The sequence below is a fragment of the Agrobacterium larrymoorei genome, from assembly GCF_030819275.1.
GTDB classification, from domain to species: domain Bacteria; phylum Pseudomonadota; class Alphaproteobacteria; order Rhizobiales; family Rhizobiaceae; genus Agrobacterium; species Agrobacterium larrymoorei_B.
The window spans coordinates 668,778-691,796 of the sequence record NZ_JAUTBL010000001.1 but is presented as its reverse complement, the minus strand read 5'-3'; the positions used below and the strand labels follow the sequence as shown (position 1 = coordinate 691,796).

The following is a 23,019-nucleotide window of genomic DNA, read 5'->3' as shown; positions in this document are numbered from 1 at the left end:
CGGGAGCATGCCAATGGCGATTTCCATGCTCCCGGTGCATACATATTAAGTACGCTGCGCTCCGGTTCTCGAAATCACCATTTTCGGCAGGCCAACCGGAATTCTGAACAGCCTGAGAGGCCGTAGGTTACGCGGGTCGCTTCGCCAGCATCATATAGTTGACATCCATGTCGGGAGACAGGTTCCACCTGTCCTGCAGGACATTATAGAAAACCCCCGTGCGGTGGATGATATCCAGACCGTTGGCGGTCAAAGGACGTTCCAGCTCGTCCGGGCGAACGAGCTTTTCATATTGATGCGTTCCGCGGGGAAGCCACTTCAAGACATTTTCGGCGGCGAAAATGGCAAGCGCACGGGCCTTCAGCGTTCTGTTGATCGTTGCGGCAAACATCAGTCCGCCGGGGCGGACCATCTGCGCGCAGGTGGTCAGGAAGAGGTTTACGTCGGCAACGTGCTCGACCACTTCCATGTTGAGGATTACGGCGAAGGTTTCGCCCGCTGCCTGCAACTGTTCGGCAGTGACAGCGCGATAATCGACCTGAACGCCGCTCTCGCGTGCGTGGGTGGACGCAATGCCGATATTCTTTTCGGATGGATCGGCGCCAACCACCTCGGCGCCCATGCGCGCCATCGGCTCTGACAAGAGACCACCGCCGCAGCCGATGTCTAGAAAGCGAAGGCCTTCCAGCGGGCGATGTGCCTTCGGGTCGCGCCCGAAGTTTTCACACACGCGGTTGCGAATATATTCGAGCCGGACAGGGTTGAATTTGTGCAGCGGGCGGAATTTCCCGGTTGGGCTCCACCACTCTGCAGCCATGGCAGAGAAACGATCCACTTCGCTCTGGTCGATCGTCGTTTTCGCGGTCTCGCTCATGGTGTTCTCCTGAATGCTTCTAGCCTGAAGTCGGATGATTGGGTGGTGAAGTCAAGGGTCGGGGCTTCATGGACGATGTATTCGGCCGCGGTCCATCGACGCAAGGAACTGTTTTAGCGGAGTTTTCGTTTCATGCTGCGTTCAGCAAGTGGAGCGTATTTTTCCCATACTGATTGCCGAGATCGGTGGCCAGGCCTTTGCTTGAGGAGAAAAAAGTGAAGAAGAAACTATTTGGTGCGATTGCGCTTCTGGCGCTCATGGCCGCGCCAGCGCTCGCTGAGGCGGCAACGCGCGGATTTGCCACCGCCAATGTCAATATGCGCTCCGGCCCGAGTACTGCCTATCCTGCGGTCGTGGTGATTCCGAACGGAGCACCGCTGACCATCCACGGTTGCCTCTCCGACACGCCATGGTGTGACGTTTCGTTCAGCTACGGACGAGGCTGGGTGGCCGGTCGATATATCCAGGCGCTCTACCGTCAGAACCGTGTCTATGTCGAGCCGCGCTACTATCGCGACCTCGGCGTTCCGATCATCACCTTCGAGGTGGGCCGCTATTGGGACCGCTATTATCGCGACCGCGACTTCTATCGCGAGCGCGACCGTTGGCGCCGCCCGCCACCGGCAGGTGGCTACTGGAACGCACCACCGCCATGGGCCGATCGCGATCGCCCCCGTCCGCCGCGGGAAGAGTGGCGCGACCGGCGTGGTCCCGGCCCAAATGATGGGCGCTGGGAAGAGCGTTACGGCAACTGGGATCAGGCCGACCGTGACCGTCGCGAGCGCGAGCAGCAACGGATGGAGCGAGACAGAGAGCGTGAGCGCGACAGGGACCGCCCCCGTTGGGAGCGCGACCGTGACCGAGATGGTGAACGCAATCGCAACTGGAACGATGGCGAGCGCCAACGGCGCTGGCAGGAGCAGCAACAGGAGCCGTCCAATCAGGGTGGCATGTGGTGCCGCCCAGGCGATCGCAACTGCGAAGGTCGTTAAAACTAAAAAGCAAGCCGGTGAGACCGCTGTGCGTCCTTTTGGACGCACAGCGGTCTATTTTTATTTAAGCCTACGCATTGTGCTGTCCGAAAATCGGTTCGGATTTTTGGCCCGGCGCTGTAGCCGGGCTCTTCTTATGCGTGGTCTTTTTTCTTAGGCCCGCGCTTTTCGAAGGGTTTATCCTTTTTGCCTTCGAACTTTCCGGGCCGGTCGCCTGCGGCATTGGCCTTTTTCTTCCAGGGCTTGTCATCGCCACGGCGCTCACCGCCGAAATCACTCTTGCCCACGAATTTCTTTTGGGCCTTTGGCGGGCGGGTGTCTTCGCGGCTCTTGCCCGTCATGTCGGGCTTGCCTTCCATGGCCTTGACCCGGATGCCCTTTTCAAGCGTCATGTCCTTGCCGAGAGCGGACTCAAAGCGGTCGACGGCATCTGCTGCCAGCTCCACATAGGTTTCCGTCTGCTGCATGCGGATCGCGCCGATATCCTGGCGCGTCAGCTTGCCGAAACGGCAGAGCATGGGGATCAGCCAGCGGGGTTCGGCATTCTGCTTGCGCCCGACCGACAGGGTGAACCAGGCGCTATCGGCGAAGTCAGAGCGTTCACGGCGCGGCGCGTTGTTCTCGACAGTTTCGAAGCTGTCGCGACGCGGTTTGCGGCCATCCAGCGCAACTTCTGCAATGTCTTCAGGCGCAGAGCGACCGGAGTGGTACATGCGCACGAAGGCCGCAGCGACCTTTTCAGCGCCATGTTGCTCCAGAAGCTTGGTGACGAAATCGCGTTCGTCATCGGTAACGGCTTCGTTCAGCGATGGATCTGCCAGAAGGCGGGCACCATCGCGTTCGACGATCTCGTCGGCAGAAGGCGGATGAACCCAGGCGGGGCTGACCTTCGCGCCTTCGAGGAGACGCTCGGCCTTGCGGCGCTGGTTGATGGGAACGACGATCGCGCTGACACCCTTCTGTCCAGCACGGCCCGTGCGGCCCGAGCGGTGAAGAAGCGTTTCGGAATTGGTCGGCAGGTCGGCGTGGATCACGAGTTCGAGGCCAGGGAGGTCGATACCGCGAGCAGCCACGTCGGTGGCCACGCAAACGCGGGCGCGGCCGTCACGCATAGCCTGAAGCGCGTGCGTGCGCTCGTTCTGCGATAGCTCGCCGGAAAGGGCGACGACAGAGAAACCACGATTGTTGAGGCGCGCTGTCAGGTGGTTGACGGCAGCACGTGTCGAGCAGAAGACGATGGCGTTGCGCGCCTCATAGAAACGCAACGCGTTGATGATGGCGTGTTCACGATCCGATGGCGCAACCATCATCGCGCGGTATTCGATATCGACGTGCTGCTTCTGTTCGGACGCAGAGGCGATGCGCACAGCGTTCTTCTGGTAGCTCTCAGCAAGCTTTGCGATGCTGCGCGGAACGGTAGCGGAGAACATCAGCGTCCGGCGATCTTCCGGGGATTCCTCCAGAATGAATTCCAGATCCTCGCGGAATCCGAGATCGAGCATCTCGTCTGCTTCGTCGAGCACCACGGCACGCAGCGACGACAGGTCGAGTGCGCCCCGCTTGATATGGTCGCATATACGGCCAGGCGTACCGACGACGATGTGGGAGCCGCGTTCCAGCGCGCGCCGTTCGTTGCGGATATCCATGCCACCGACGCAGGAAGCAATCGAGACACCGGCAAATTCGTAGAGCCATTCAAGCTCGCGTTTCACCTGCATGGCAAGCTCGCGGGTGGGCGCGATGGCGAGAGCGAGCGGAGCAGCGGCTGCGCCGAAACGGTCGCCATTTGTCAGAAGGGTTCGCGCCAGCGCAATGCCGAAAGCAACCGTCTTGCCCGAACCGGTCTGCGCTGAGACCAGCGCGTCCTTGTCGGCAAGTTCTGGGTCAAGCATGGACTGCTGAACCGGGGTCAAGTCTTTATAGCCGCGCTTTTCCAACGCCTGCGCAATCGCAGGGGCGATACCCTGAGTGTCTGTCATCTACCGTCTTTCGGAATATGGATGCCTGCATTTGTCCCAAACGGACGACGCCACACAGGCCGTTAAGGCCACTATGGCCAATTCGTGTGGCGCGCTTTTACTGTGATTGCCCGCATTTGTACAGTGCGGGGCGGTACGCTTACTGATTTTGGCGCGAAGGCTTGCCTGGAGCGCGGCGAGGGCACGCGTCCACAACCGTACCGCATGGTTCACAAACGGCATTGCATGGCCTTATCCTTTTCGCTAAGAGACCCGCAACCTGACAGCCCGGTCTCCGGGGGAAACGGGATGTGTGCTTATCTGCCGCTCTCGCGGCGCAGTGGGATGGTACTGGTCTAGGCTATGGCTCGCATTGTCATGAAATTCGGCGGTACATCCGTCGCGAACCTCGAACGTATTCACAATGTCGCACGGCATGTGAAACGTGAAGTGGATGCCGGCCATGAAGTGGCCGTGGTGGTTTCGGCCATGTCCGGAAAAACCAATGAACTGGTCGATTGGGTGCAGAACACGCCGAAAGTCGCTGGTGCCAGTGGCTCCGCATCTTTTTACGACGCGCGTGAATATGATGCCGTCGTCGCGTCGGGCGAGCAGGTCACATCGGGTCTTCTGGCGATCGCGCTCCAGTCCATGGGTGTGAACGCCCGCTCCTGGCAGGGCTGGCAGATCCCGATCCGCACCGACAACGCCCATGGCGCTGCGCGTATTCTCGATATTGACGGTTCCGATATCATTCGCCGCATGGGCGAGGGTCAGGTGGCTGTGATCGCCGGTTTCCAGGGTCTCGGCCCGGACAATCGCATTGCGACCCTTGGACGTGGCGGTTCCGATACGTCCGCCGTTGCCATTGCTGCTGGCGTCAAGGCCGATCGCTGCGACATCTATACCGATGTGGACGGCGTCTACACGACCGACCCGCGCATCGAGCCGAAGGCTCGCCGCCTGAAGAAGGTGGCATTCGAGGAAATGCTCGAAATGGCGTCGCTCGGTGCCAAGGTTCTGCAGGTCCGTTCGGTCGAGCTTGCCATGGTGCATAAGGTTCGGACCTTCGTGCGCTCCAGTTTTGAAGATCCCGATGCGCCGGGCATGGGTGACCTTATCAATCCGCCCGGTACTTTGATTTGTGACGAGGATGAAATCGTGGAACAGGAAGTCGTAACCGGCATCGCCTATGCCAAGGATGAAGCGCAAATCTCGCTGCGTCGCCTCTCGGATCGCCCCGGCGTTTCGGCCGCTATCTTCGGCCCGCTCGCTGAAGCACATATCAATGTCGATATGATCGTGCAGAACATTTCCGAAGACGGTTCGCGCACCGATATGACCTTTACGGTTCCCTCCGGCGACGCTCCCAAGGCGCTGAAGGTTCTGGAAGACAACAAGGCACAGATCGGCTTTGACGTGGTGCAGAACGAAACCGGCCTCGCCAAGGTGTCGGTCATCGGCATCGGCATGCGCAGCCACGCAGGTGTTGCGGCAAGCGCGTTCAAGGCGCTGGCTGAAAAGAACATCAACATCAAGGCGATCACCACCTCGGAAATCAAGATTTCGATCCTGATCGACGGCGCCTATGCCGAACTTGCAGTTCGCACTTTGCATTCTGCTTACGGTCTGGATAAAAGTTGATTCTTGAACGTCAGTACACGTTATTCGATTCTTTTCCGAAGAACGGTGTTCTGATGAAAGTGTCGCTTTCGGCTTGAGAGCCGGGGGCGGTACGCCTTAGATTTGATTGAGCCTTTCGTGCGGGCCGCAAGGGTTTGCACGATCGGCATTCGGGAGCATGCGCGATGAGAGACCTTTCCGCAGGTCCGCGTGTCCTTCTCAGGCGGCTTCGCGAAATGATGGCGGAGCATCTTGAGCCGCAGGAGCGCCTCGACCAGATTGTCCGGCAGATTGCCAGCAACATGGTTGCCGAAGTGTGTTCCGTTTACGTGCTTCGCTCCGACAGCATTCTCGAACTTTATGCCACCGAAGGCCTGAACAAGGATGCGGTGCATCTTGCCCAGTTGAAAATGGGGCAGGGTCTTGTCGGTACTATCGCCGCTTCCGCTCAGCCGCTCAATCTTTCCGATGCCCAGGCGCATCCCGCTTTCCGCTATCTCCCTGAAACGGGTGAAGAAATTTATCATTCCTTCCTCGGTGTGCCGATTTTGAGATCCGGTCGCACTCTTGGCGTTCTTGTCGTTCAGAACAAGACCAGCCGAACATACCGGGAGGATGAAGTTGAAGCGCTTGAGACAACCGCAATGCTTATTGCGGAAATCGTGGCGAGCGGCGAATTGAAGAAAATTACCCGCCCCGGCGTGGAATTGGACCTGACCAGAGCCGTCTCCATCGATGGCGACGCCTACGGTGAAGGCATCGGTCTCGGCCACGTTGTCCTTCACGATCCACGCATCGTCGTGACCAACCTTCTGAACGAAGACGCCGATACCGAAATCCGCCGCCTTGCCGAAGCCATCGGCTCGCTGCGCATTTCGATCGACGACATGTTGCAGCGCCGTGATGTCGCCACCGAAGGCGAGCATCGCGAGGTGCTGGAAACCTACCGCATGTTTGCCCATGACCAGGGCTGGGTTCGCCGTATGGAAGAGGCGATCCGCAACGGTCTGACGGCAGAAGCCGCGGTCGAGAAGGTGCAGAGCGACACCAAGGCGCGCATGATGCGCCTGACCGATCCCTATCTGCGCGAGCGGATGCATGATTTCGACGATCTGGCCAACCGCCTACTGCGCCAGTTGATGGGCTTTGGGGGCAGGGGTCCCGAACACGAATTTCCGGTCGATGCCATCGTGCTGGCGCGCGCCATGGGCGCTGCCGAGCTTTTGGATTATCCGCGTGAGAAGCTGCGCGGTCTGGTGCTGGAAGACGGCGCGGTCACGAGCCACGTGGTGATCGTTGCGCGTGCCATGGGCATTCCGGTCATCGGTCAGGCGACAGGTATCGTGGCGCTGGCCGAAAACAACGACCCGATCATCATCGACGGCGACGACGGCAAGGTGCATTTGCGGCCCGTCACCGACCTGCAGCGCGCCTATGAAGAGAAGGTTCGCCTCCGTGCCCGCCGCCAGGAACAGTTCCGTGCGCTGCGTGACGTTGAGCCGATCACGAAGGATGGCCAGAAGGTCAGCCTGAAGATGAATGCCGGCCTGCTGGTCGATCTTCCGCAGTTGGAAGAGTCCGGCGCGGACGGTATTGGTCTCTTCCGCACCGAACTGCAGTTCATGATCGCATCGAACATGCCGAAGGGCGAGGAGCAGGAGGCCTTCTACCGGAGCGTCCTGCGCCAGGCCAAGGGCAAGCCCGTAACCTTCCGCACGCTCGATATCGGCGGCGATAAGGTCGTCTCCTATATGCGTGGACAGGAAGAAGAAAACCCGGCGCTCGGCTGGCGCGCCATTCGTCTGTCGCTCGACCGTCCAGGTCTGCTGCGCACCCAGATGCGGGCGCTTCTGCGTGCGGCGTCCGGCGCTGAGCTGAAGATGATGTTGCCGATGGTAACGGAAGTCTCGGAAATTCATGCTGTTCGCGAGCTGATGCAGAAGGAAGTTCAGCATCTTTCGAAGTTCAGCCATGCGCTGCCGCGCAAGCTGCAATTCGGTGTGATGCTGGAAGTGCCGTCGCTGATGTGGCAGCTTGACGAGTTGATGTCGGAAGTGGACTTCGTCTCGGTCGGATCGAATGATCTGTTCCAGTTCTCGATGGCGGTGGATCGTGGCAATGCCCGTGTCTCGGATCGCTTCGACACTCTGGGCAAACCGTTCCTGCGTATCTTGCGTGACATCATTCGGGCAGGCGAACGCAACAACACGCCGGTGACGCTCTGCGGCGAAATGGCAAGCAAGCCATTGTCGGCTATGGCGTTGATCGGGCTCGGTTTCCGATCGATTTCGATGTCGCCGACGGCCATCGGTCCGGTGAAAGCCATGCTGCTCGGGGTCGACGCGGGTCTGCTGGCGGAAGAATTGAATGCTGCGCTGGATGACAGCAAATCATTGGAAAGTACGCGTGATTTGCTGGTGCGGTTTGCTGCAACGCATTCAATCCCTATCTAAGCTACGAAATAAAAAGTGGAGTATGTGACAGGTGGCGAAGCTTCCCGTCGAGAAAATGCGTGAGCTTGAACGCCGCTTCGGCGAGATCGAAGCGCGTATGTCTGCAGGCCCGGCCGCGGATGTCTATGTCAAGCTGGCCTCCGAATATTCGGAACTCCAGCCGGTGGTGAAAACCATTCGCGAATATGAGAAGGCGACGGCCGAGGCTGCCGATCTGGAAGCGATCCTGTCCGACAAGACGATGGATCGCGACATGCGTGAACTGGCCGAGGCAGAACTGCCGGAGCTTTCCGAGCGCATCGAGGCGCTGGAGAAGGACATGCAGATCCTTCTTCTGCCGAAGGATGCAGCGGACGAAAAGAGCGCGATCCTTGAAATCCGCGCGGGGACCGGCGGCTCCGAAGCAGCACTCTTCGCTGGCGATCTCTTCCGCATGTATGAGCGCTTTGCCAGCGGCAAGGGCTGGAAGGTGGAGGTGCTCTCATCTAGCGAAGGCGAAGCGGGGGGCTTCAAGGAAATCATTGCGACGATCAGTGGCCGCGGTGTGTTCTCCAAGCTGAAATTCGAGTCCGGCGTTCACCGCGTCCAGCGGGTCCCGGAAACGGAAGCTGGCGGGCGCATCCACACCTCTGCCGCCACCGTTGCCGTCTTGCCGGAAGCCGAGGACATCGACATCGAAATCCGCCCGGAAGATATCCGCATCGATACGATGCGCGCATCCGGTGCCGGCGGCCAGCACGTCAACACCACCGACTCCGCCGTCCGCATCACCCATTTGCCGACCGGTCTGATCGTGACATCCTCGGAGAAGTCGCAGCACCAGAATCGTGCGAAGGCGATGCAGGTTTTGCGCTCCAGACTTTACGACATCGAGCGGCAGAAGGCCGACAGCGAACGTTCCGCTGATCGCAAGAGCCAGGTGGGTTCTGGAGATCGATCCGAGCGTATCCGCACCTATAATTTCCCACAGGGTCGCGTCACCGATCACCGCATCAACCTGACGCTCTACAAGCTCGATCGCATTATGGAAGGCGATATCGATGAGTTGGTCGATGCGTTGATTGCCGATTATCAGGCGGGTCAGTTGGCGCAGCTTGGCGAGCAGCAGTGAGCGTCGAGACGACCGTTCAAGCTCTTGTGGCTGATGCAAAGCGGCGCCTGGCTGTTGCGGGCATTGCCGATCCATCGACGGATGCGCGGCTGTTGATCGGCGACGTGATCGGCTTTTCGCTCACCGACTTCGTTCTGAATGGATCGCGACTGGTTCACCCAGATGAAGCAAAGCGGATCGAAGGGCTGATCGCGCGGCGGGAAAAGGGAGAGCCTGTCCACCGCATCCTGGGACACCGCGAATTCTACGGTCTGGACTTTCTCATGTCACCGGGAACACTGGAGCCGAGGCCGGATACGGAGGCGCTGGTGGAGGCCGTGTTGCCACATCTGCGGGCCATCGTTGCGCAAAAGGGCAAGGCGCGTATCCTGGATATGGGGATTGGCACTGGCGCGATCTGCCTGTCGCTGCTGCATTCCGTTCCTGAAGCGACGGGCGTCGGCAGTGATGTGTCGGCGGATGCCCTGGCAACGGCTTGGCGCAACGCGGAAAGATTTGGACTTCAGGAGCGTTTTCAAACGGTCGAGAGTGACTGGTACGACCATATTTCCGGGCACTTCGACATAATCTTGTCAAATCCGCCTTATATTAGAACAGACGTCATCGATACATTGGATCGCGAAGTTCGCGACTTCGATCCCTTGATCGCCCTGGATGGCGGTGCGGATGGCCTCTTCCCCTACAGAGTCATAGCTGAAAAAGCAGTGGATTTTCTCGAAAGTGGTGGAGTGGTCGGGGTCGAAATAGGCTACGATCAAATGGCAGATGTAGCGACCATATTTGCATCTGAGGGATATGATTGCGTCGACCGCGTCAAAGACTATGGCGGCAACGATCGCGTATTGATATTCCGCAGGTAGGTCAAAAAACAGCTGCGGGTGTTTTGTTCAAGGATATTTTGCAAAGCAAAAGAAAAGGCTTGGATTTCCGCAGGAAGCGGGCTAGTTTGCGGCCACATGCCGGGTGGCTGAGGGCGAAATAAGATTCGTCAGGGTTTGGATCAGTCCCGAAGCGGGTTCTCTTGGAGAACTCTGAAAGGCTGGGCATTTCCGGCATGTGATTCAGGAAACTTTGTTCGCAAGCGGCTAGATGCAGCATATGCGCATCGGGTCGGCAAACGCGAAGTCTTGTCTCTTTTGAGAGCAGGGCGCGTAGTGGTCGCGGTTCAAGGGAGGACTGGTTCCTTATCCGGATCGCATCGAAAAATGAGAATTGTCAGCACAACAGAATTCAGGTGAGCAATTGATGAGGCCAGGACAGCAAAACAAGCGCGGCCGGGGGCGTAATAACAACAACAATAATAATGGCGGCGGAAACAACAACAATTTCAACCGTAAGGGTGGAAATCCGCTGACCAGAACCTATGACAGTTCCGGCCCCGATGTGAAGATCCGCGGCACTGCCCAGCATATTGCGGAAAAATACGCAGCACTCGCCCGTGATGCTCAAAGCTCCGGCGATCGCGTCATGGCGGAAAATTACCTGCAGCACGCTGAACATTACAACCGCATCATCGCATCCGCTCAAGCGCAGATGCAGGAACGCTTCCAGCGCGACGATCGTGGTGAATACGGCAACGACCGTGATGGCGACGATATGGATGGCAATGACAATGACGACGTCGTTGTTGTGCTGCCGATCGCGCATGATCAGAACGAACAACGCTCTCATCGTCAGGATCAGCCCGAACGTCAGGAACGCCAAGAGCGGCCTGAGCGTCAGGAACGGCCCGAACGTCAGGAACGGCAAGATCGTCCGGAGCGTGGCGAGCGTCGCGATCGCCGTGACCGCCCAAATCGCCCTGATCGTCAGCCGCGCGAAGCGCAGGCCGAAGAAAGTGCAGAGACTGTCGACGCAGCGCCGGTCCCCGTCGCTCCGGTTTATGATGCAAGCTCGGCACCGCAGCCGGTGATCGAAGGCACGCCGAAGGAAGTGGCCGTCGAAGAGGAAGCCCAGGCAGAAGCCGGTGCAAGCGAGCGCGCACCGCGCCGCACGCGCAGCACCAGCCCGCGTCCTCGCCGCCCTCGCCGCACGGCAGGCGCCGAAGAGGCAGAAGGCGAGCAGCCTTCCGAATTGGAGAAAGCTGCCGAGTAAGGCAGTTCTTTCACAGCGATAAAAGAAAAGCGATGGGTGAAAATCCATCGCTTTTTTGTTGAGATACTGAGAGCGTCCCTGCAATCCACCCATCGGCCCGACACTTGGTTTGATCTCGGGCCGATGTACCGCGGTCACGCATTCCGCAATCGGCCCTGCATCAGGTCAATGACGGCGCGTGCTGCTTCGAGCACATTTGTTCCAGGGCCGAAGACGGCAGCGACGCCGTGATCGAGCAGGAACTCATAGTCCTGACGCGGGATAACGCCGCCGACAATGACGATGATATTCTCCGCTCCCTTGGCCTTGAGCGCATCGACAAGCTGCGGCGCAAGCGTCTTGTGGCCGGCAGCGAGCGACGACATGCCGACCACATGCACCTTGTTCTCCACGGCAAGATCGGCTGCCTCTTCCGGCGTCTGGAAGAGCGGTCCCGCAATGACGTCGAAGCCGATGTCGCCAAAGGCTGATGCGATGATTTTAGCGCCGCGGTCGTGCCCATCCTGGCCGAGCTTGGCGACCATCATGCGCGGCTTGCCACCGACGGTGCTCGTTAGTTCATCGATGCGGTTGCGCAGGGTGGCGAATTCGGGATCGTCTTCATAGGCTGCACCGTAAACGTCGTGGACGACTTCCGGCACAGCGGCATGGTCTCCAAAGACGGCGCGCATGGCGTCTGACATCTCTCCGACGGTGGCTCTCGCACGCGCAGCTTCAACAGCCGCTTCGAGCAGATTGCCTTGTCCCGTGCGCGCAACCTCCGAAAGCGTCGCCAATGTTTTCTCGACATTAGCCGGGTTGCGCTGGCGTCGCACGGTCTCCAGACGCTTGATCTGCGAGGCCCGCACGGCGGAGTTGTCGATATCCAGAATGTCGAGCGGCTCCTCATTTTCCAGCCGGAACTTGTTGACGCCGACGATGATCTCTTCGCCGCGATCGACGGCAGCCTGGCGTTTTGTTGCAGCCTCTTCGATCAGCCGCTTCGGCAAGCCCTCATCGACGGCCTTGGTCATGCCGCCCAGTTGCTCCACCTCTTCGATCAACGCCCAGGCCTTTTCTGCAAGTTCGTTCGTCAGGCTTTCGACATAATAAGAGCCTGCCAGCGGGTCCACCACCTTGGTAATGCCAGTTTCGTGCTGGAGAATGAGCTGGGTGTTGCGGGCAATGCGGGCGGAAAAATCGGTCGGCAGCGCCATTGCCTCATCGAGTGCATTGGTGTGAAGCGATTGCGTGCCGCCTAGCACGGCAGATAGCGCCTCATAGGCCGTGCGGATGACGTTATTGAACGGATCCTGTTCCTGAAGGGATACGCCGGAGGTCTGGCAGTGGGTGCGCAGCATCATCGACGATGCCTTTTGCGGGTAGAACTCCTCCATGATCCGCGACCAGAGAAGACGTGCGGCGCGAAGCTTCGCCGCTTCCATGAAGAAGTTCATGCCAATGGCGAAGAAGAATGAGAGGCGACCGGCAAAGTCGTCGACATTGAGCCCCTTCTTCAAAGCCGCACGCACATATTCGCGGCCATCGGCCAGCGTGAAGGCGAGCTCCTGAACGAGTGTCGCACCCGCTTCCTGCATGTGGTAGCCGGAAATCGAGATGGAATTGAAGCGTGGCATTTCACGCGCCGTATATTCGATGATGTCGGCAATGATCCGCATCGAGGGTTCCGGCGGGTAGATATAGGTGTTGCGCACCATGAATTCTTTGAGAATGTCGTTCTGAATGGTGCCGGAAAGCTCGGAGCGTGCGCATCCCTGTTCTTCACCCGCGACGATGAAGGAGGCGAGGATCGGGATCACCGCGCCATTCATTGTCATGGAAACCGACATTTCTTTCAGTGGAATACCGTCAAACAGGATCTTCATGTCCTCGACGGAATCGATCGCCACACCCGCTTTGCCGACATCGCCGACCACGCGCTCGTGGTCGCTGTCATAGCCGCGATGGGTGGCAAGATCGAAGGCGACAGACAGGCCTTTTTGACCTGCGGCCAGATTACGCTTGTAGAAGGCGTTGGATTCTTCAGCGGTCGAGAATCCGGCATATTGGCGGATCGTCCAGGGGCGGCCTGCATACATCGTCGCCCGTGGGCCACGGACGAAGGGCTTTAAGCCCGGCAGGCTATCGAGATGCGAGACATTCTCTAGGTCCTGTGCAGTGTAGAGCGGCTTGACGGCAATTCCCTCGGGCGTCTGCCAGGTCAATGTGTCGGGAGACCGCTTGAGTTCTTTCTCGGCCAGTTTCTCCCAATCCATCACCGACTTTTCCTCCGACATGCCTGTCTCCCTGTTGCGTTTCGTCTTGAGATAGCGACGCGCCTTTCGGAAGTCGCTGCAAGAACCAAACGTTTATCTCTCCATCCGGTCGCATCAGATTGCGACCAGACAGACACGTTAGAAAGCAATGGGTGATTTAACAACCGCTACGATCGATCAAGCTTATGCCTTGCGTCCAAGCGACATGATGCGCGCACGCAAGGCTTTAGCCAGGTTGCGGGTGTTTCGGTACATGTGGACCTGGGCTGCTACCTGACGTACGTCACGGTCGCTATTTTGCGAAAGGCCGATGACAAGCGTTCCCATCTCGGCAGTGTTGCCCCACAATTGGTTGAGGGGCAATTCCTCTTCTGGAACGCAACTGTCGGTCCGGATGATGTTGGCGTCGTCAAGCTGCCATTCGGTCAGCCGATGGGCAAGAAGACGCTCCGGCATATAGTTGGCGTAACGCTCGTTGAATGCCGCCTTCCAAATAAAGGCTTCGCCCATGGCCATGAGGATGACGACGGAGGCGATCGCTTCACCGTTGAGGTTGAGCGTGTGGATACGCGCCGAGTCGATCTCTGCCAGGTTGTTCATGGCTTCGCGGGCGAAGGCGGTGCGGTAGCGATCGGTAACGAGCGCATTGCGCTTGCGGTTACTCCTGCCATGCGCCTCCAGCGCCAGAAACTCCTCCATTCGCATGCGCACGTCGCGAGCCTGGCGGGCGACGTCATAGGTGACCTCTCCCATTACTTCCAGATCCGACCATTTGGCCTTGAGAAGCGCGCGGTCAGCGTCCGAAAGCCGGTCATGAAGAAAGCTGTCAGCATCCGGACCGTTTTCCAGAAGCGGCCTTCTGTCGCGTTCGGCGGTCGCAACCGGAAGGTTTCGGGTCATGGCGATCGTCCGGATCATTCGCACGAAGGGGCCATTCAACCGCGCCAAGGGAAGAACGAGCACCTTGGGGAGTCTGAGTTCCGGCTGCATCAGGGCGTCGAGCAGATTATCGACCGTTTCACCGGCACCTTCAATATCGACAAGCGGCGTTCCGAGTGGACCAAAGGGATTGGCCCAGGCGCGCAGAATGGATGGGCCGACGGAGAAGCCGGGCTTCTCGACGGTGAAAGGCATGAGAAAACGCATGCGGCTGCGCGTGCCATTTTCATCCCGCATCAGGGCGAAGCGAACGGAGCGGTCGTCGATGCGCGGCATGGCTGGTGCCAGAAGCCGTCCGGTGAAAAAGACGTTCGGCTCCATCACGCGGTTGGACAGGAAATCGAGTTCTTCCTGAAGATCGTAACCAAGCTGGCCGGGATAGATGCAGAATTCACGACCCTCGCGACCGACACGGATACTGCTATCCGCTTCGGGTCGCTCCAGTTCAACGGAGGTCTTCATCATGGCGAATCGATTTTCGCTGAAATCCGGATCGTTTGGGTCGCTTGCCATGCTCTTCTATACCATTGCTGGATGTAGGATTACCATAAAAGCCGAAGCAGCTTCCGTACTTTAATTGGTCTCAGGCGAATGGGACGGGTGAGAAGTCATCACGCTCCAGCGGGTACCATAACGTATTGATCATAGATCGGGATCGGACAAATGTTGAGTGCCCCCGCAACGAAATATTCGCATGAGATCATAAATCGGGAACGACGGGCGCGCGCTTGCGGGCAGGGAGAACTCCGAGGACCAGAGCGCAACCTATGATAATGATACCGGCACCGATGAATTGCGCTGCCGATAGCGGCTCGTCCAGAGCAAATGCACCGATGAACACGGCAATTACAGTCACCACGAATTCGACGCTGATCGTCTTGGTGGCGCCGATCGTCGCGACCAGGCGGAAATAGGTGATGTAGGTCAGCGCACTCATGACGATGGCAAGAGCGAACAAGTAGCCGATATCGAGCAGGGACGGTATTGTTGGAACAGGCACGACGGCAAGCAGGGGCAGAGTGACGACGCCGCCGGCTAAGAAAGAGCCGATGGTGATTTCCCAAGAGCCAGTCCCCTTCAGGTAGCGGCTGGCATAGTTGCTGCCGAAGGCAGCGCATAGGCAGCCCAGCATGCAGGCGATGCAGCCAAGCACAAAAGCCTCTGTGATGGGAACGGCGGGGAAGCCGACAAGAATGACGATGCCGAGGATGCCGAAGGCGATGCCGAGCAACGACTGCGGCGACATCTTTTCCAACCCCCAGAACTGACCGATCATCATCGAAAAGAGCGGGATGCTGGCGACCATGATTGCCGCCATCGCGGTGCCGATCAAGGGGGTGGCGTAGGAGAGGCCGATCAACTGTCCGGCAACGGTCGTCGTTCCCACCATGGCAAAAGCGCGCCACCCAGCCGAAAAATCCAGATGACGACCGATCGCCTTGGCGACCAGATAGAGCGTGATGCTGGCGATGAAGCATCGGAGCGACACGGCCCCCACCCAGCCAAACGCGCCCACCACATGGAGCACGAGCATGAAAGAGAGGCCCCAGGCCACAGCAAGAAAGATATAGGCGGCGAGTTGGCCCGACTTCATGACGTTGATTGTTCCGGCAAGAGAGGTGATGCCGGAACAGTTAGGCAAGCGTCCGGATTCGGTCAATTGGATTTTCCTCGCCGAGGCGGTCGCAAGGTGGATCACAGCGTGGCCAGCAGCCGGTTGCTCACCATACCGCCTGAAGCCGCCTGCATGGAGACCTTTTTTTCCACAGCTTCGATAACGGTATCGGTGAAGTCCACACTGGTGAGTTCGCGGATATGGCCGAGACCACCCGGAGAAAAGACGTTCACCTCAAGGATTTTGTCACCCACAATATCGAGCCCGACGAGGAACATGCCGTCCTCCACCAGCTTCGGCCGCATCATTTCGGCAAGCGCCAGTACCTCGTCATTCACCTCGACCGCTTCCGCTGTGCCCGAGGCATGGATGTTGGAGCGCAGATCGCCCTTTGCTGGCACGCGACGCAACGCGGCATAGGCGCCGTCTCGCATCAACGGTTCGCCATTCATCATGAAGAAACGGATATCGCCATTCTTCGCCGCGGGCAGATAGGCTTGGGCGATAAGATAACCTTCGATGCTGATCGCCTCAAAAATTTGGTTCAGGTTCGTTTCCTTCGAGGAGCCGATCTTGAAGACGTTCTTGCCGCCTGAACCCTGCAAGGGTTTGACGATGACGCCTTTGGGATGAGCATCAGCAAAGGCGCGAATTTCCTCGACATTGCGGGAAATCAGCGTGGTCGGGCGAACGATTTCAGGAAAGCTCTGGAAGTAGAGCTTATTCTGCGCGAGCGCCAGGCCTTCCGGGTCGTTGAGAACGATCACGCCTCGTTGCTCGGCCAACCGGCCGAAGAGAATGCCGGAATGCACCGCCCAAGGCCGCGCGGTCTGATCGAGCGACGGATCGTTACGCAGCATCAGCGCGTCGATCTCCTCGATGTCGATGGTTTCTCTCTGCAACTGGCGTTCCTGCAGGACCGCGTGGAAACTCTCGACCTTCTTGTATTTTTGCTTTGGCATGACAAGAGCATGGACGACGAGCGTGTCATCCGGGCGCAAGGTGAAATCTCCGGGCGTCAGATAGATGACTTCGTGGCCGCGATTGAGCGCTGCCATCGCTAGAAGTCCCGTGGCGTAGCTTGGATGCTCACCTTCGATTGAATTGACAAAAAACGCTAGGCGCATGGGTCCCCCTCCTTAAAGCGTTGCCATTTCGGCAATGGACAGTCCTGATCGTATTTTTTCGAGCCGCTCATTGGCGCGTGCCAGCGAGAGAAAAGCCGGGCGTATGCCGGGCGGTCGCAACAGTCCGCGGAGCGAAAGCTCCTGCATGATGGGGAAATGGGCCGCTGAAATCTTTCCCATCCAGAACGGGTCAAGGGCGCCACCTTTTCGCAGATGCTGGAGGATTTCGCTCAAACCTCTAAGGTAGATGGCATCCTTCGGCAGTCCGCCGCCGCGATAGACCCGCAGCACCATGTTGAAGGCGTTCGCCTGATCGAAATGGTGCTCTTCCGTCACCAGCCGATAGGTCTCGACGAAACTTGCCCCCTCGAGCATGGCGGCACAGGCGACGACGCGTCCGGCCACGAGGCGCAGGCGCTGGCGTGTCATGCCGCCCGAAAGATGCTCGGCCAGCACCGCCAAACCTTCCTGCACGCCCTCATAGCCGGAAAGACCGCTGCGAAAGAGCCGAAGGCCCTGGGCAGAGCCGTTGAAGTAGGTGAGCAGGTGGACGCCGATTTCATGATGCAGCAATGCGTCGAGACGGCGCTGTTCCATGACCGTGTGGCGCGAGATCAGCAGCTTTTCGCCTGTCACTATGAGACCCGGTGGAAGGTCATCACGGATTTCGACGCGCGCCTTGAAGCTCGCCTCCTCCTGGTGATAGGCATCGACCATCTCCCGGGCCTTTTGCGCGACTTCATAGCAGCCGACCATCGGAATCTCGTGTTCATTGGCAGGCATCTTGCAGCGCGCAAGCACATCAAGCGCGAGTGCCAGCAGTTCCGGCTCGACCGAACCGTACAGCGCGCGACCAAAATCGGTATATTGTCGCTTGTGCAGGTGGGCGAGCATCGTCAGTTGCAGGTCGATCTCCTGCTGCTTCTCGCGGTAAAGATGATAGAGGACCGGGTCCTCCAGATGGTCGAAGGCGACTGAATAGAGCTTGCGCTTCTGCTCTTCCACGTCGACGCCCAGCGGGCGATAAAGGAAATGCGGCGCATACTCAAAATCGCTTTGCTTGAATTCCTCGAAGGCCTGACGCGCATTGATCGGCGTGACCGACAGGAGAAAATCGAAGGACTGCGCAATTTCATCGATCGAGCGGTCGGCACGGCGCACCGCATCGACGAACGCTTTTCGTCCGAGCGCGCGATGTGTGGTGATGTTGAGTGTATTCGTTTCAGTCGCAAAGGCCGAGAAAGCGCGAAGTCCGGCATCGAAGAGATCGGCGATCATCGTTTCGCGCAGGCCCGGATAGTCTGCTCCGGATTCCGGCTGGCGGTAGATGGGGGCAAAGCGAACGCTGATGCAGGGGAAAGAAATTCCAGCCTCGTTCAGCCGTAAGATCGGGTCCTGGACGGGCTCCGGCCGGGTAATACGCGGCGTGCGAAAACGAACCTCTGCATCGCAGATCGCCTTGATGAAGGCTTTTCGGGCGTTCTGGGTCTCGCGCTCAGTTGTTGCGGAGACCGCGACTTCGTAATGCGGCAGGAAGGGTGAATCATCGGCAAGCAGGATGTCGTGCTCCAGTTCGCCAATGTCGAGGATCACGAAGGCGCCGAAGCGCTTCACCATCTCGTCGCCGATCGCCTGGATGATCGGTGCGGCTTCTTTGAGGCTCGATGCAATGAGGTAGGAAGCATTGGCAGAGGCAATGTCGCGTGCTGCCAGATTCTTCGTACCGTATGTCAGGTGGAGGCAGAGGAAGGGAAGCGGTCGGTCGATATGAAGACGTCCATCCTTGCCGACATCCTTACGGATCGCCTGTCCTTCTGACAGAGCAGTTACAATTTGCGACAGCAGTGGCTCTTCGATGGCCGGTTTGAAAGGGGAAACATTGCTCATTGGCGTTCTCGCAACAGCCGTTCGAGCAGAGCTTCCAAATCGATCATGGTGCGTCTGATATCGGCGATGACGCGCCTATCCGGTTCTCCGGTCCATTCGTCCATGAAGATCTTCTTGAACTCGATGGCAACGGCACATCCGGTTTCCGGATATCTCTCGTGAACGAAGCGTGTCTGCTCGCCGCGGCCTTGGAAGGCAATGTTCTCGCGAACGTCCAGCTTACGGCCACCAATATTGGCAGAAGCAAAGTGCTCCATCACGGCGTCCACTGCAAAGGCCCAGCGATCACGATCCATGGAGATCGTGCCGATATTGATGTCGGGTGCTTTCTCTTGCGGTGCTGCAGGTCCATCTGCGCCTTCACGGCGGTGATTGTAGCTGTGAACGTCCAGAAGGATGAAGCGGCCGTAGCGATGTTCAATGCGGTCCAGAAAGGCCGCAAGCATGGCGTAGTAATCGTCGTGGAGGGACAGAGATGCGGAAATTGCAGCATCCGCCGGCCGCTCATGCCAGACCTTCAGTCCCCATGACTGTTCAGGGGTCAGATAGATTGCGGCCTCTTTTGCGCGGTTGAGGTCGATCTCAAAACGGGATCTGTGGCCGACGATCCGGTTGGTGAGACCGCCGACCATTTCGCCGGTGAAGGGATCTTCCTCATAGAGCCGCTCCTTCTCCGACAGCGCGATGTTGGTCACGAGGTCATCGCGGAGAATATGGCCATCATGGATCGCGGTGCCGATGATCGGAGACTCCCCGAAGGAGGCCGACCATATTTGTCGCTTCAATGCGCTGGATCGCGTTCCGTTTTCCGTCATTTTCCCCTCATGAAGTCGGGGAAGAAACACGAAAGCGCGAATGTTGGTTCCAGGATACCTCTACGCACCATGAAATGGTCCGGGTGCCTTATGCGCTCAACCTCGCCGAACGCGAAAGCGATGGCCGTCCGCCGTCTTGGCGTTTTCGAGAAGAGCGTGGCCGTCTTCGCGGCACATGTGGGGAATGTCGATGACCGCCAGAGGATCAGTTGTCTCTATGATCAGGTCTTCGCCAGACCTCATGCCGGCAAGCTTCTTGCGGCTACGCAAAACCGGAAGAGGGCATTTGAGCCCCTTTAGATCGAAGACGACATCCGTGGCCAAGGTCACTCCTTGGCCCAGAACTTCCAAAATGGTTTCTTTGCCGGCTCTTCGGGCTCCGGGGCACTGAAAGCGAGCGGATTAACGGCTGGCACGGGCACGGACTGGGTGGCTGCGGTGGGTACCTGCGGTTTAACCGTCGTCGCGGAAGCGAGCATGATCGAGGATGGATGGGCAGCAACGACTGGCTGTGGTGCAGTCGGCTGAGACGCCGGAGCAGTCGCGCGCGGCACCGAACCAGAGGCAGATGCAATGGCTGTCGCGCCCGTGGCGGAAATGCCCTTCGCCGCCTTCTTCTCCATCAGGGCAGCAAATTCGGTTTCCTTCATCAGCTTGCCGGCCTTCAGAGCAGAGCCGGTCGGTGCATAAGCCGGTTCGCGCCCCTTGCGCTTGTCTGCAACCAGGACCTTGCGCTCCGCCTCGGTCGGATCGTACCAGACCATGCCGTCGAACTTCTTCATCGCCTTGTCATAGGCAAGGTCGTAGGTCTTGTTGTAGCTCGCCAATGTGCTGGCGAGTGCCGGCGGCGTGCTCATGGCGGGGCAGGCGGCACTGGCGTTGAACTGACCGCCCTGCGTCTGCTGATTGAAGACGTACTTCTTCTCGCAGAAATTGACCTCCGGCGGACGCTTGGTGACTTCGAAATGATCGTAGCCGACCTTCAGCATCTTCCAGAATTCGTAATTCTCACTCTTATGATGGCGCGCCATGTTTTCCGCGGTCATGCGGAAGGGTAGCGCCTGGAGCTGAATGGTCTTCTGTCCGCCCTTGAAGGCGTCACGCGCGAAGGCGTAGATCTCCAGCATTTGCGCGTCGGTCATGGAGTAGCAGCCCGACGATGAGCATGCGCCATGGATCATCAGGTTCGTGCCGTTGCGGCCATTCGCCTGGTCGTAGCGATTCGGGAACCCGGTGTTGATCGAGAGATAATAATTGGAATAGGGATTCATGTGGCCGGGCGAAAGGTTGTAGAACCCTTCAGGCGCCTGCCTGTCTCCCTCTTTCACCTTCGGTCCGAGTTTGCCGGACCAGGCGCAGATATCGTAGGAAGCAATGACCTCGAAGCGGTTGTCACGCTTCGCCTTCCAGACTTCCAGCTTACCTTCCTCCTTCAAGATGCGAATCATGATCGGCGCATTGCGATCCATGTTCTTGTTGTCCATCTCGGCAAGGATGGTGGGGGAGAGGGGATAATCGACCTTGTTCTTGACATGAGACACGTCACGCTCGACGGTTTCGAGCGTTTCGTTACAGCCCGCAAGCATCAGACCGGCGCAGGCAAGAAGAGCGATGTGTCTCAAACGCATGGGCGTCATACCGATTTGCATGATGTCTAATGCTCGTAAGGTAAATTGAATTTGATTACAAGTCAGTTGTTTTCTCTCGTGATTCAGGTCGTTGCGGCCCGCTCTTTCATCGCTATATTCATGTTATGATCGCATTGTTCGAAGCCTACTGGCCCCACGTTCTCGCACTGCTCTCGCTTGTCATGGGGACCGTGGCTGCGGTCCATGCCACAATGACCAAACAGGAAGTGCGCTCCGCACTGGGTTGGGTGGGCGTCATCGTGCTGTCTCCCATCATCGGTGCGTTGCTCTATGCCATCGCCGGCATCAACCGGATCAGGCGCAGCAACCTGGGGCAACAGCGGTCTTTGATGCATGGCACGATCATGGATCGGGTCGCGCGCTTCGATGCGGATAATACTCTTGTCGTTGAGCGCTTCGGACGCCGCTTCGTTGCCATGAAGACCGTGGGCGACCGGGTGACGCGTGCGGCGCTCACCACCGGCAATATCATCGAGACCCTGTCCGATGGAGACGAGGCCTATGCGGCAATGCTCGAGGCCATCGGTGAGGCGCGTCGCTCGATCATTCTGGAAACCTATATTCTCGATCACGACCGGATCGGGCTTCGTTTCGTCGCAGCACTCGCTAGGGCGCAAGAGCGAGGCGTGGAGGTTCGTGTTCTGGTGGACGCTGTTGGTGCGCGATACTCGGTGCCGAGCATTCTTTCAAAGCTGAGACTGGAAAAGATCAAATCCGCGGTCTTCAACGGCAATGTGATCATGGGGCTCCGGTTGCCCTATGCCAATCTGCGCACGCACCGAAAGATCCTGATCGTCGATGGCAAGTTCGCCTTTACCGGCGGCATGAATATTCGCGAGGGCTTCACCCGCGAGTTCCATGGGGAGAAGCAATCGCACGACACGCATTTCAAGGTTCAGGGACCGGTCGTTGCCGATCTCTTTGCGGTCGCGGCGGAAGATTGGCGCTTTGCCAGCGGCGAGCGTCTGGACGGAGCAGTCTGGGATATCACCCTCCCCGATGGTATACCCGGCGAGCCGATCCTGATGCGTGCCGTCGCCTCCGGTCCTGATAACAGCATCGAGACGAGCCACAAGATGCTGATGGGCGCATTCTCCATTGCTCGGTCTTCGATCCGCATCATGTCGCCCTATTTTCTGCCCGATCGCGAACTGATCTCTGCCCTGACGACGGCCGCGCGCCGAGGGGTTTCGGTCGATATCATCGTTCCGGCGACCAACAATCTGATGCTGGTCGATCGCGCCATGACCGCACAGTTCGATCAGTTGCTTAAAAGTTACTGCCGCATATGGCGCGCCACCGGTCCTTTCAATCATTCAAAACTCCTCGTCATCGATGATCGCTGGTCCTATGTCGGCTCGTCAAATCTCGATCCGCGTTCGCTTCGATTGAACTTTGAGGTGGATATGGAAGTTCTGGACGAAGGCTTTGCGAACACAATATCGGAACGGATGGGGCTAGCACTCGAAAATGCAACGCCGGTGAAGCTGGAAGAGTTGAGGGCAAGGCCTTTTCTCGTTCGTCTGACAGAACGAGTATTATGGTTGGCCTCGCCTTACCTTTGACATCGGGATCGGGTCCAACCCTAACGCAATCCCACGGCGTGTTGCCTTGTGAAAATTGAGGC

At 58.4% G+C, this 23,019-nt stretch carries 17 protein-coding genes; 7 read left to right on the top strand and 10 right to left on the bottom strand.

Features of this window, described 5'->3' with window-relative positions; genetic code table 11:
• Window positions 1-127 precede the first annotated feature (127 nt).
• Window positions 128-874, bottom strand: coding sequence for a bifunctional 2-polyprenyl-6-hydroxyphenol methylase/3-demethylubiquinol 3-O-methyltransferase UbiG (gene ubiG, locus QE408_RS03085; RefSeq protein ID WP_306928446.1), 747 nt, complete (start codon window positions 872-874; stop codon window positions 128-130).
• Window positions 875-1,089: 215 nt separating this feature from the next.
• On the opposite strand from ubiG, the gene QE408_RS03080 reads away from it, so the two are divergent.
• A complete protein-coding gene (locus QE408_RS03080; RefSeq protein ID WP_306928444.1) occupies window positions 1,090-1,866 on the top strand; it encodes an SH3 domain-containing protein in 777 nt (258 codons plus the stop codon).
• A 134-nt stretch (window positions 1,867-2,000) separates the two neighbouring features.
• Here the strand turns inward: QE408_RS03080 and QE408_RS03075 are convergent, their stop codons facing one another.
• Window positions 2,001-3,845 carry a DEAD/DEAH box helicase gene (locus QE408_RS03075; protein WP_306928442.1) on the bottom strand — a complete coding sequence of 615 codons (1,845 nt, stop codon included), beginning with the start codon at window positions 3,843-3,845 and terminating at the stop codon, window positions 2,001-2,003.
• Between the two features lie 342 nt (window positions 3,846-4,187).
• On the opposite strand from QE408_RS03075, the gene QE408_RS03070 reads away from it, so the two are divergent.
• The 5 genes from QE408_RS03070 (at window position 4,188) to QE408_RS03050 (ending at window position 11,105) form a co-directional block, all read left to right on the top strand.
• The gene (locus QE408_RS03070) at window positions 4,188-5,468 is read left to right on the top strand and encodes an aspartate kinase (protein WP_062423988.1); all 1,281 of its coding nucleotides are present in this window, start codon (window positions 4,188-4,190) and stop codon (window positions 5,466-5,468) included.
• 164 nt (window positions 5,469-5,632) lie between these two features.
• A complete protein-coding gene (ptsP, locus tag QE408_RS03065; protein ID WP_306928438.1) occupies window positions 5,633-7,900 on the top strand; it encodes a phosphoenolpyruvate--protein phosphotransferase in 2,268 nt (755 codons plus the stop codon).
• 31 nt (window positions 7,901-7,931) lie between these two features.
• Entirely contained in the window at window positions 7,932-9,011 is a 1,080-nt protein-coding gene (prfA, locus tag QE408_RS03060) for a peptide chain release factor 1 (protein WP_306928435.1), read from the top strand.
• Window positions 9,008-9,871 (top strand): peptide chain release factor N(5)-glutamine methyltransferase, encoded by an 864-nt coding sequence (gene prmC, locus QE408_RS03055; RefSeq protein WP_306928433.1) that lies wholly within the window; start codon window positions 9,008-9,010, stop codon window positions 9,869-9,871. The genes prfA and prmC overlap by 4 nt, the downstream gene beginning before the upstream one ends.
• Before the next feature lie 385 nt (window positions 9,872-10,256).
• Window positions 10,257-11,105, top strand: a complete 849-nt coding sequence (locus QE408_RS03050) for a DUF4167 domain-containing protein (RefSeq protein ID WP_306928432.1) — start codon at window positions 10,257-10,259, stop codon at window positions 11,103-11,105.
• A 134-nt stretch (window positions 11,106-11,239) separates the two neighbouring features.
• Here the strand turns inward: QE408_RS03050 and scpA are convergent, their stop codons facing one another.
• From scpA to QE408_RS03010, 8 genes are all read right to left on the bottom strand, one after another.
• Window positions 11,240-13,381, bottom strand: coding sequence for a methylmalonyl-CoA mutase (scpA, locus tag QE408_RS03045; protein ID WP_306928431.1), 2,142 nt, complete (start codon window positions 13,379-13,381; stop codon window positions 11,240-11,242).
• Between the two features lie 162 nt (window positions 13,382-13,543).
• Window positions 13,544-14,812, bottom strand: coding sequence for a GNAT family N-acetyltransferase (locus QE408_RS03040; protein ID WP_306928429.1), 1,269 nt, complete (start codon window positions 14,810-14,812; stop codon window positions 13,544-13,546).
• Between the two features lie 187 nt (window positions 14,813-14,999).
• The gene (locus tag QE408_RS03035; RefSeq protein WP_306930170.1) at window positions 15,000-15,893 is read right to left on the bottom strand and encodes a DMT family transporter; all 894 of its coding nucleotides are present in this window, start codon (window positions 15,891-15,893) and stop codon (window positions 15,000-15,002) included.
• 101 nt (window positions 15,894-15,994) lie between these two features.
• On the bottom strand, window positions 15,995-17,041 hold the full coding sequence (locus tag QE408_RS03030) for a glutathione synthase (RefSeq protein WP_306928426.1): 1,047 nt from the start codon (window positions 17,039-17,041) through the stop codon (window positions 15,995-15,997).
• A 12-nt stretch (window positions 17,042-17,053) separates the two neighbouring features.
• The gene (locus QE408_RS03025) at window positions 17,054-18,928 is read right to left on the bottom strand and encodes a flavohemoglobin expression-modulating QEGLA motif protein (protein ID WP_306928425.1); all 1,875 of its coding nucleotides are present in this window, start codon (window positions 18,926-18,928) and stop codon (window positions 17,054-17,056) included.
• Window positions 18,925-19,743 carry an N-formylglutamate amidohydrolase gene (locus QE408_RS03020; protein WP_306928423.1) on the bottom strand — a complete coding sequence of 273 codons (819 nt, stop codon included), beginning with the start codon at window positions 19,741-19,743 and terminating at the stop codon, window positions 18,925-18,927. The genes QE408_RS03025 and QE408_RS03020 overlap by 4 nt, the downstream gene beginning before the upstream one ends.
• 96 nt (window positions 19,744-19,839) lie before the next feature.
• Window positions 19,840-20,073 carry a sulfurtransferase TusA family protein gene (locus tag QE408_RS03015; protein ID WP_306928421.1) on the bottom strand — a complete coding sequence of 78 codons (234 nt, stop codon included), beginning with the start codon at window positions 20,071-20,073 and terminating at the stop codon, window positions 19,840-19,842.
• Window positions 20,070-21,371 carry a L,D-transpeptidase family protein gene (locus QE408_RS03010; protein WP_306928419.1) on the bottom strand — a complete coding sequence of 434 codons (1,302 nt, stop codon included), beginning with the start codon at window positions 21,369-21,371 and terminating at the stop codon, window positions 20,070-20,072. The genes QE408_RS03015 and QE408_RS03010 overlap by 4 nt, the downstream gene beginning before the upstream one ends.
• A 125-nt stretch (window positions 21,372-21,496) precedes the next feature.
• On the opposite strand from QE408_RS03010, the gene QE408_RS03005 reads away from it, so the two are divergent.
• Window positions 21,497-22,957, top strand: a complete 1,461-nt coding sequence (locus tag QE408_RS03005) for a phospholipase D-like domain-containing protein (protein WP_306928417.1) — start codon at window positions 21,497-21,499, stop codon at window positions 22,955-22,957.
• Window positions 22,958-23,019 lie beyond the last annotated feature (62 nt).